The sequence below is a fragment of the Streptomyces sp. KLMMK genome (assembly GCF_036961605.1).
Taxonomy (GTDB): Bacteria; Actinomycetota; Actinomycetes; order Streptomycetales; family Streptomycetaceae; genus Streptomyces; species Streptomyces telluris.
The window spans coordinates 1-7997 of the sequence record NZ_JBAMDC010000301.1; the positions used below are offsets into that span (position 1 = coordinate 1).

Annotated in this window: 7 protein-coding genes and 1 riboswitch; of the genes, 3 read left to right on the forward strand and 4 right to left on the reverse strand. The window is 73.7% G+C overall.

The annotated features are described in order from the left end of the window. A partial coding sequence (locus V7793_RS28850; RefSeq protein WP_336011799.1) for an FAD/NAD(P)-binding protein occupies positions 1-1479 on the reverse strand: 1479 nt, incomplete at its 3' end. 338 nt (positions 1480-1817) lie between these two features. Here V7793_RS28850 and V7793_RS28855 point away from each other — a divergent pair. Beyond that, entirely contained in the window at positions 1818-3086 is a 1269-nt protein-coding gene (locus tag V7793_RS28855; RefSeq protein ID WP_336011802.1) for a hypothetical protein, read from the forward strand. Between the two features lie 7 nt (positions 3087-3093). Here the strand turns inward: V7793_RS28855 and V7793_RS28860 are convergent, their stop codons facing one another. Next, positions 3094-4176, reverse strand: a complete 1083-nt coding sequence (locus tag V7793_RS28860) for a carboxylate-amine ligase (protein ID WP_168091773.1) — start codon at positions 4174-4176, stop codon at positions 3094-3096. A gap of 355 nt (positions 4177-4531) precedes the next feature. Beyond that, positions 4532-4694: riboswitch (cyclic di-AMP (ydaO/yuaA leader) on the forward strand. 4 nt (positions 4695-4698) lie between these two features. Between V7793_RS28860 and V7793_RS28865 the strand changes: the two genes are divergently transcribed. Further along, positions 4699-5172, forward strand: coding sequence for a C40 family peptidase (locus V7793_RS28865; RefSeq protein WP_168091774.1), 474 nt, complete (start codon positions 4699-4701; stop codon positions 5170-5172). A 141-nt stretch (positions 5173-5313) separates the two neighbouring features. Here the strand turns inward: V7793_RS28865 and V7793_RS28870 are convergent, their stop codons facing one another. Continuing rightward, positions 5314-6384: a S1 family peptidase gene (locus V7793_RS28870; RefSeq protein ID WP_443058014.1), complete on the reverse strand. Its 1071-nt coding sequence runs from the start codon at positions 6382-6384 to the stop codon at positions 5314-5316. A 507-nt stretch (positions 6385-6891) separates the two neighbouring features. Further along, the gene (locus tag V7793_RS28875) at positions 6892-7077 is read right to left on the reverse strand and encodes a hypothetical protein (RefSeq protein ID WP_336011807.1); all 186 of its coding nucleotides are present in this window, start codon (positions 7075-7077) and stop codon (positions 6892-6894) included. A gap of 182 nt (positions 7078-7259) precedes the next feature. Between V7793_RS28875 and V7793_RS28880 the strand changes: the two genes are divergently transcribed. After that, a partial coding sequence (locus V7793_RS28880; RefSeq protein ID WP_336011809.1) for an AfsR/SARP family transcriptional regulator occupies positions 7260-7997 on the forward strand: 738 nt, incomplete at its 3' end.

Genomic DNA, 7997 nt, shown 5'->3' on the forward strand with positions numbered 1-7997 from the left:
GGGCTCGCCCTGCGCGAGCCGGTCCGCGACCTGGCTGGCCTGGCGGACCACATTGCGCAGGTGGTTCGCGAACGGGATGCGGACGTGCGTACCGACCCCGACCACCCACACGTGCTCCGGCGGCGCCTCCGGCCCGCTCCGTACCCGCAGGTCCGCCTCCAGACGGCTGACGGCCGTGCCCCCGTCGGGCGCCCCGTCCACGTGGAGGGCGGCCCTCTCCCGGTCCCAGTGCAGCAGGGGCGGGCCGAAGCCGGTCGCGTTGACGACGTAGTCGAAGCGCTCCGGCGCCGCGCCCGAGCGCTCCACCCGCCACGTGCCGCCCTCGAAGGAGACGGACCGCGGGTAGGGGCGGACCATGCGCAGCGCCCCGGAGTCGAAGTGCGCGAGCAGCCGCCGGGCGTTGACGTGGGAGAGCGCGGTCGCGTACCGCCCGGTCATCCAGGCGAACTCCGCCGCCAGTTCCCGCAGGCGGCCCGGGGACAGGGCGGGAGCCAGCGCGATGAGCTGCTCGATCAGGGGCACCATGACGTCCGGCCACGCGCACGCGCCCGCTTCGACGAGGGCGGTCTCCTCGCGCAGCCGCTGCACCGGATCGCAGGCGAGGGAGACCTGGTGGCGCAGGGGACGGCGGTCGTGCAGCCGGATCGCCTCCACCACGCACCGCACCAGCCGGTCCTCCAGGCAGGGGTCCGCGGGGTCGAGACGGGAGATGCGCTCCAGCGGCGGGTACGGGTGCAGCGGCGCGGCCAGGGACTCGCGGACGGCGGGCAGCCGGCCCGACGGCGAGGTCAGGGTGGTGCGGTGGCCGTCGCGGCACAGCAGCAGCGCCGCGTCCGCCGCCGACTGGTGGCTGCCGAGGACGAGCACCCGCGAGCCCGGGCGCAGGCCCTCCCGGATCCGGGCCGCGGGATAGGGGCTGTCGAGGTAGCGGGGGTGGCCGACGAAGGCGGCGAAGCCGTCCGGGACGCGGGGGCGGTGGACGCCGGTGCAGACGACGACGTCGTCGGCGCGCAGCTCCTCGCCGGTCGAGAGGCGCACCCGGTGGCCGTCCGGGCCGCCGGCGCCGATGCTCCGCGCGCTCGCCCGTACGTGCCCGACGGCGACGCCGGTCCGCGCGGCCTGCTCGCGGGCCCCGGCGGAGCGGTCGGCGCAGTACTCGGCCATCCGGGCGCGGGGGACGCAGTCCTTCGCGGTGCCCGTCCAGCCGTGTTCGCGCAGGTGCTCGACGAAGTCGCCGGGCCGGTCCGCGAGGAGCGAGTTCAGCTCGGCCGCGGTGTTGCACAGCAGCAGCGGGTCGTCGTCCCCGAAGGCCAGGCCCCAGCCGGCCGGGTGGGGGTCCACGACGCGGACGGAGGCGACGGGCAGGGGCGGCCGGCGATCGGCGAGCGCGCGGACCAGCTGCAGCAGCACGCTGGTCCCGGCGACCCCGCCGCCGACGATGACGACGTCCCGGCCGGTAATACGAGCGATGCGTCCCACGGGCACCTCTCTCCCCTCGGTCATCCCCCCGGGCCCGTAGAGCACCCTGCCCATCCGGCCGCCCCACGGAACCCGCGCGGCCCGGCCGCCCGCGGCGTAGAGCGGGCCGACGGCCGGGTCGGCGAGGACGTCGCCTCCAGCGCGGCGAGGGTCTCGTCGTGGGCGAGGCTCCGCCAGGACTGCAGCCGGCCTGTCCGTATTTCTGAATATCTGTCCACCATTCCCGGGCGGTTGGGCCGAACGGGCGTCACCGTCCGTCACCTCCGGACCGTCCGCCCCGGACTGCTCGTTCCTGCTGGTAGATCGGCAGGAACGGATGCGACGCGGAAGGAGCGGCCATGGGTGAGCCTGCGGTAACGGTCTCGGCCCCGGCCGAGGCCCCGGCCCCGGCGCCGCCCTCCGCCGCCGCGAGCGCTGCACGGATCGCCGCGGCCTGTGCCGGGGCCGCACCCGCGGTCGTGGCGCGGCTGAGCGGTGCCGGACTGCCGCCCGGCCCGGCCGTGGCCGTCTTCGGCCTGGGGGTGCTCTGCTCGGCGCTCCTGCTGATGTGGGCCGCGGAGACGGCCCGCGTGGACATGGCCGGGGCGCTCGCCCTGGCCCTGCTGGCCTTCATCGCCGTGCTGCCCGAGTACGCCGTCGACCTCTACTTCGCCTACGCGGCCGGATCCGACCCCTCCTACGCCGCCTACGCGGCGGCCAACATGACGGGCGCGAACCGGCTGCTGGTGGGCGTCGGCTGGCCGCTCGTCGCGCTCGCCGCCGCCCTGGCGCTGCGCCGCCGCGGCGCGACTCCGGGCGCGATCGTGCTGGAGCCGCACCGCCGCATCGACGTCGCCTTCCTCGCGGTGGCCGCCGTCTTCGCTTTCGTGATGCCGCTCAGCCGCGAGATCGGCTGGTACGTACCGGTGGTGCTCGTCCCCTGGTACGGCTACTACCTCTACCGGATCGCCAAGTGCGGCGCGGGCGGGATGGAGGAGCTCGTCGGCGTCCCGGCGCGGCTGGCCCTGCTGCCGCGGGCCGGGCGGCGCACCGTGACGGCCGTGCTCTTCGCGGGCGCCGCGGCCGTGGTCTTCGCCTGCGCCGAGCCGTTCGCGCTCGGACTGGTGGAGGCGGGCGCCTCGCTCGGCATCGACCGCTTCGTCCTGGTCCAGTGGCTCGCCCCGCTCGCCTCCGAGGCCCCGGAGCTGATCGTCGCCGTGGTCTTCGCCTGGCGCATGCGGGTCGGCGACGGGCTGGGCGCGCTGCTGTCGAGCAAGGTCAACCAGTGGACGCTGCTGGTGGGCTGCCTGCCCCTCGCCCACGCGCTCGGCGGGGGAGGGGCGGCCCTGCCGCTGGTGACCCGTCAGGTCGACGAGGTGGCCCTGACGGCCGCGCAGACCGTCCTGGCCGTCGTCGTCCTGCTGGACCTGCGCTTCGTGCGGTGGGAGGCCGCCGTCCTCCTCGTCCTCTTCGCGGTGCAGTTCGCGCTTCCGGGCGAGTACGCCCGGGAGGTGCTGACCTACGTCTACCTGGGCCTGGCGGCCCTGCTGCTGACGAGGCGGTGGCGACACCTCCCGGACACGGGCCGGGCCCTGGGCGGGCGGGTCGCGGGGGACCCGCACTTCTGACCTGCCGCTACGGTTCCGAGATCAGCTCCGTCACCGCCTTGAGCCCGTCCGTGGCCAGCGCCCGGCGCTGCCGGTCCGCTCCGGTGCCCCGCCGCAGCAGGCGGTTGACCAGCGAGCTCACCTGCCGGGTGTCGCCCGACTCCTCCAGCGACCGCCCTATGTGGGCGAGGAGGCTGCGGACGACCTCGTCCGCGCCGTGGCGCCGGCCCGCGGGGTCCACGAGGACCCCGTCGAGACCGTGCCGGGCGGCGTGCCAGTTCGCCGCGGCCAGCAGCTCCGGCAGGCAGGGCGTGGGGGGCCGCCCGGCCTTCTCGTCGCGGATGGCGGTGGCGACCAGCCCGCGGACGATGCCCGCGAACATGACGGCGTCGTCGGCGCGCAGCTGGACGTCCAGGCAGCGCACCTCGATGGTGGGATAGCGGTCCGACAGCCGTGCCTGCCAGTACAGCTGGCCCCGGTCCTCGATCGCCCCGGCCGTCAACAGCGCCTGGATGCGGGCCTCGTAGTCCGCGAGGCCGTCGAAGTACGGGGGCGGGCCGCTGACCGGCCAGCGGCTGTAGACCACGGTCCGCCAGCTGGAGAAGCCGGTGTCGATGCCGTTCCACAGCGGGGAGTTGCCCGCCATGGCGACCAGCACGGGCAGCCAGGGCCGGACCCGGTTGAGGACCGCGACGCCCATCTCGCGGTCGGGGATGGCGACATGGACGTGCATCCCGTGGACGAACTGCTCGTCCACGAGCTGGGCGGCACGGATCCGCATCGCCAGATAGCGCGGGTTGCCGGTGACCGGGATGGGCTCGGGGCCCGAGCACGGCGCCGTACCGCAGGCGGCGATCCGGCAGCCGGACCGCTTGGCGGCGGAGCTCACCGCATGGCGCAGCCGCAGCAGGTGGCGGCTGGCCTCGGCGAGATCGGAGCAGACCGGAGTGGCAACTTCCACCTGGGCCTGCAACAGCTCCGCCTGAATCTCCCGCTCGTTCACGACCGGTTCCAGGTCGACCGCCGCCCGGACCTCGTCGGCCAGGGGTACCGGCAGTGCGGTGGCCGGGTCGAGCAGAAGATACTCCTCCTCGATCCCTAGGGTGAGCATGCCGTAGGGCTACCCTCGGGCTCGCGAAGCGAACCGCACGGAGCCCGCCGGCACGGCCTTCTGACGCAAAGACGCCCTACCGCCGCCCTGCCGCGGCCCCCGCCACCTCGTCTTTCGTGCATCGCCGGGGTGACTCGAATCAGTTCTTCAACTCCCTTTTGATAAAGGGGATTACCGGTTACCCGTGATGCCGGGTAACACCCCGGTTCCAGGGATCGCCGTGAAGTGAAGAAGTTCACAGAAGCACCTTTCGGCTCCGAATTCCGGCGGCCCGTGATGCAGGATCGTGCATCGAACAACAAGATCCCGTCACCGAGGCGGGCGACCCGGGCGGACGCCGAGTCCTGCCGCCGTACCGGGTGCGGAGCAGAAACGAATGGATCGGCAGGAGCGGGAGACCCGAGCACGGCGGACCACGATGGCAGTGGTCCTTGGGGTGAAGCCATTTCAGGTGGCCGGGCAACTTCGACAGCCCGAACCCGACAGGTCATCTTTCGCAGGCGGATGACGAAGGGTTTTGGCATGTCTGCGTTCCCTGGCATATCCACACTCATGTCCCGCGCCGGTGCCGCTTCCGTGGTCACCGCGGCCACCGTGACCGCGTCGATGCTCCTCCCCGGAATGTCGGCCGAGGCGAGTGCCGCCACTCCGGGCGCCACCGCCCTGAAGGTCGCGGCCTCCAAGCAGGGCTCCCCCTACCAGTACGGCGCCGCCGGCCCCAACCGGTTCGACTGCTCGGGCCTCACGCTCTACTCGTTCAAGAAGGCCGGCAAGACCCTGCCGCGCACCGCGGCCGCGCAGTACAACAAGACCCGGCACATCTCCGCCGGCTCCCGCCAGGCGGGCGACCTGGTCTTCTTCCACTCGGGAAGCAACGTCTACCACGTCGGGATCTACGCGGGTAGCAACAAGATCTGGCACTCGCCCAAGCCCGGCGCGAAGGTCCGGCTGGAGAAGATCTGGTCCGGCAGCGTCTGGTACGGCCGGGTCAACTGACCGTCCGGACCACCCGGTCCGGCCCGGGGTGCGACGACCGACCGGGCCGGGGCGACCCAACCCCGGCCCGGAGACCTCCGGGGGAACCCGTGCAGGGTTTCCCCGGAGGAGTGCGTCACAGCCGCGTCCTGGAGCGGTGCCTCAGGGCAGCTGCGCCCCGTACGCCTGCAGCGCCGCCGGTACGGGCTGGAAGAACGTCTCCCCGCCGCCGGAGCAGTCGCCGCTGCCGCCCGAGGTGAGGCCGAGGGCGGTGGCACCGTCGAAGAGGGCGCCGCCGCTGTCGCCCGGTTCGGCGCAGACCGAGGTGCCGATCATGCCCTCGACCGCCCCCTCCTCGTAGTTGACGGTCACGTCGAGGGCCGTGACCTCGCCGCCGTGCACCCGGGTGGTGCTGCCGCTGCGCTGCACCTTCTCGCCGACGACGGCTTCCCCGGCCTTGCCGATGTTCTGCGTGCCGCCGTTGTAGAGGTCCACCGCGCTCGGGTGGGCGATGGTGGACGTGTAGCGGACGAGCGCGTAGTCGTGGCCGGGGAAGGACGAGCTCTCGACCACGCCGATCTGGGCGCCGCCCTGGGTCGCGGACCAGGTCCGCGAGGCGTTGCCGCAGTGCCCGGCCGTGAGGAAGTACGGCTTGCCGCCCTTGGTGACGTTGAAGCCCAGCGAGCAGCGCACGCCGCTGCCCCAGATCGCGTCGCCGCCCGCGATGAGCGGACGGAACTTCCCTGACGTTCTCCTGACCGCGACCTTGTCGCCGAGCTGTGCGACGGCTTTGTCCAGCCGGTCCTGCCGGGCGCCCGTGACCGTGCTGTCGGCGGTGACGACGACCTTGTTGGAGCGGGGATCCACCGACCAGGCCGTGCCCGGTACGCTCGCCTCCGCCTTGAGCGTCCGCAGGGCCGAGGCGAGCTCGGCGGCCGAGTGGCGCACGGTCCTCGGTTCGGCGCCGGCGGCCCTTGCCCTGGCCGCCGCCTCCTGGTCGAGGACGCCGACGACGAGCCTGCCGGTCCCGGCGTCGTAGTACGAGCCGGCCGAGTCCGCGCCGAGGTCGGCGGATATCCGCTGAGCCAGCTCGGCGGCCTGCGGCGAGGAGAGCTGACGGGGTGCCGGCGAGTCCGCGTGCGCGCCGGGGAGCGTCAGGGCCGCGGCCGTCAGGGCGACCATCGCCGCGCCGGCGGTGGCCGTACAGCGCGTGGAGATGCGGGAACGTTTCACTCGTGACCTCCTGTGGGGGAGTGCCCGGCGGCACGGTGGTGCCCGGGCGTGGAGGACGTGCGGGTGCGATGCGCGTGCGTGACGCACGTGCGCGACCCGTGTGCGTGACGCGTGGGTGATGCGCATCGGTGAGGACACGGTGCACGACAGGCCGATGGGAGATCGTCGCGTCCATGTCAAGTACGGGATATGGGCGAGTATCCCGAGAGGACGAGCGGAAGTTCAAGAGCGACATTCGGTCGTGCGAAGGGCGCCGGCCGCAGTCCCCCGGCGGCTCAGCGGCACCGCAAGCCGCCCCCCTGAACGGGAGTGACGGGCCTGGACGGCCGCCGTGCGGTGACCGGACACCGCGGGGCACGCCTGTCCGGTAGTCGCTCCCCGCGGGCCGCCCGTGGAGCGGCGCCGGTACGTTCTTTGCTCAGTCCTAACGGCCGGGGCACCGCAAAGGGGAGGCCGGGTCCCGCCGTTCGCACGGCGGAACCCGGCCCGGCCTTCCCGGCCTTGCGGCTACTGCGCCCCCGTCGTGTGGGTCGGACGGATCGGGCCGCTGCCGCCCGGCTTCTGCGGCGCGGTGCCCTCCACGTGCTCGACCGGCTTGTCCAGCTCGGACGCGAGCGCCTCCTCGGACGGCGTGACGGGCTGCTCGGCGGGGGCCCCGGCCTGCTCGGTGCTCTTGGGGTCCTCAGCGGTCATATCGAAAACTCCTGTGTCAGGCGCGCTGTGATGCGCAGGGAACAACTGTGCCTGCAGTATGTAACGGCGCCATCAACGGACGATCAACGGCCCCTCACCCGTCCTCTGCTCCCGTGCCGGGCGCTGAGGTACTGTCACCATCTGTCGCCGGGCAGAGCCGGCAGGGCACGGTCGGGGGAAAGATGCGGGACACAACGGAGCCGTCCGCAGACCGGCTCCATTTCCAGCTGCTCGGCCCGGTGCGCGCGCTGGCGGACGGTCACCACGTGGACCTGGGCGCGCGCCAGCAGCGCGCCATGCTCGCCGTCCTCCTGCTGCGCGGCGGCGCCACCGTCTCCAGCGACGAGCTCATCGACGCCCTCTGGGGCGAGACCGCACCGCCCCAGGCCCTGGGCACCGTCCGCACCTACGCCTCCCGCCTGCGCACCCTCCTCGAACCCGGGCGCGCCGCCCGCACCCCCGCCACCGTCCTCGTCTCCGTCGCCGGCGGCTACGCTCTGCGCGTGGCACCCGAGCGCGTCGACGCACTCGTCTTCGAGCGCCTCCTCGCCGAGGCCTCCGCCGCCCACGCCGCCGGTGACACCGCCACCGCCCACGCCTCGTACACCGCCGCACTGGACCTCTGGCACGGCGCCGCGCTCGCCGGTCTCTCCGGCCCCTACTGCGAGCGCCAGCAGGACCGGCTCTCCGAAGCGCGCCTGGCCGCGCAGGAGGGGCTCTTCGACTGCGCCCTCACCCTCGGCCGCCACGCCGAGCTGGTCCCCGAGCTCACCTCGCTCACCGCCGAGCACCCGCTGCGCGAGCGGCTGCGCGCCCAGCTGGTCCTCGCCCTCTACCGCTGCGGCCGCCAGGTCGACGCGCTCGCCGCCTACGCCGAGGCACGGCGGCTGCTCGTCGACGAGCTCGGCGTCGAACCCGGC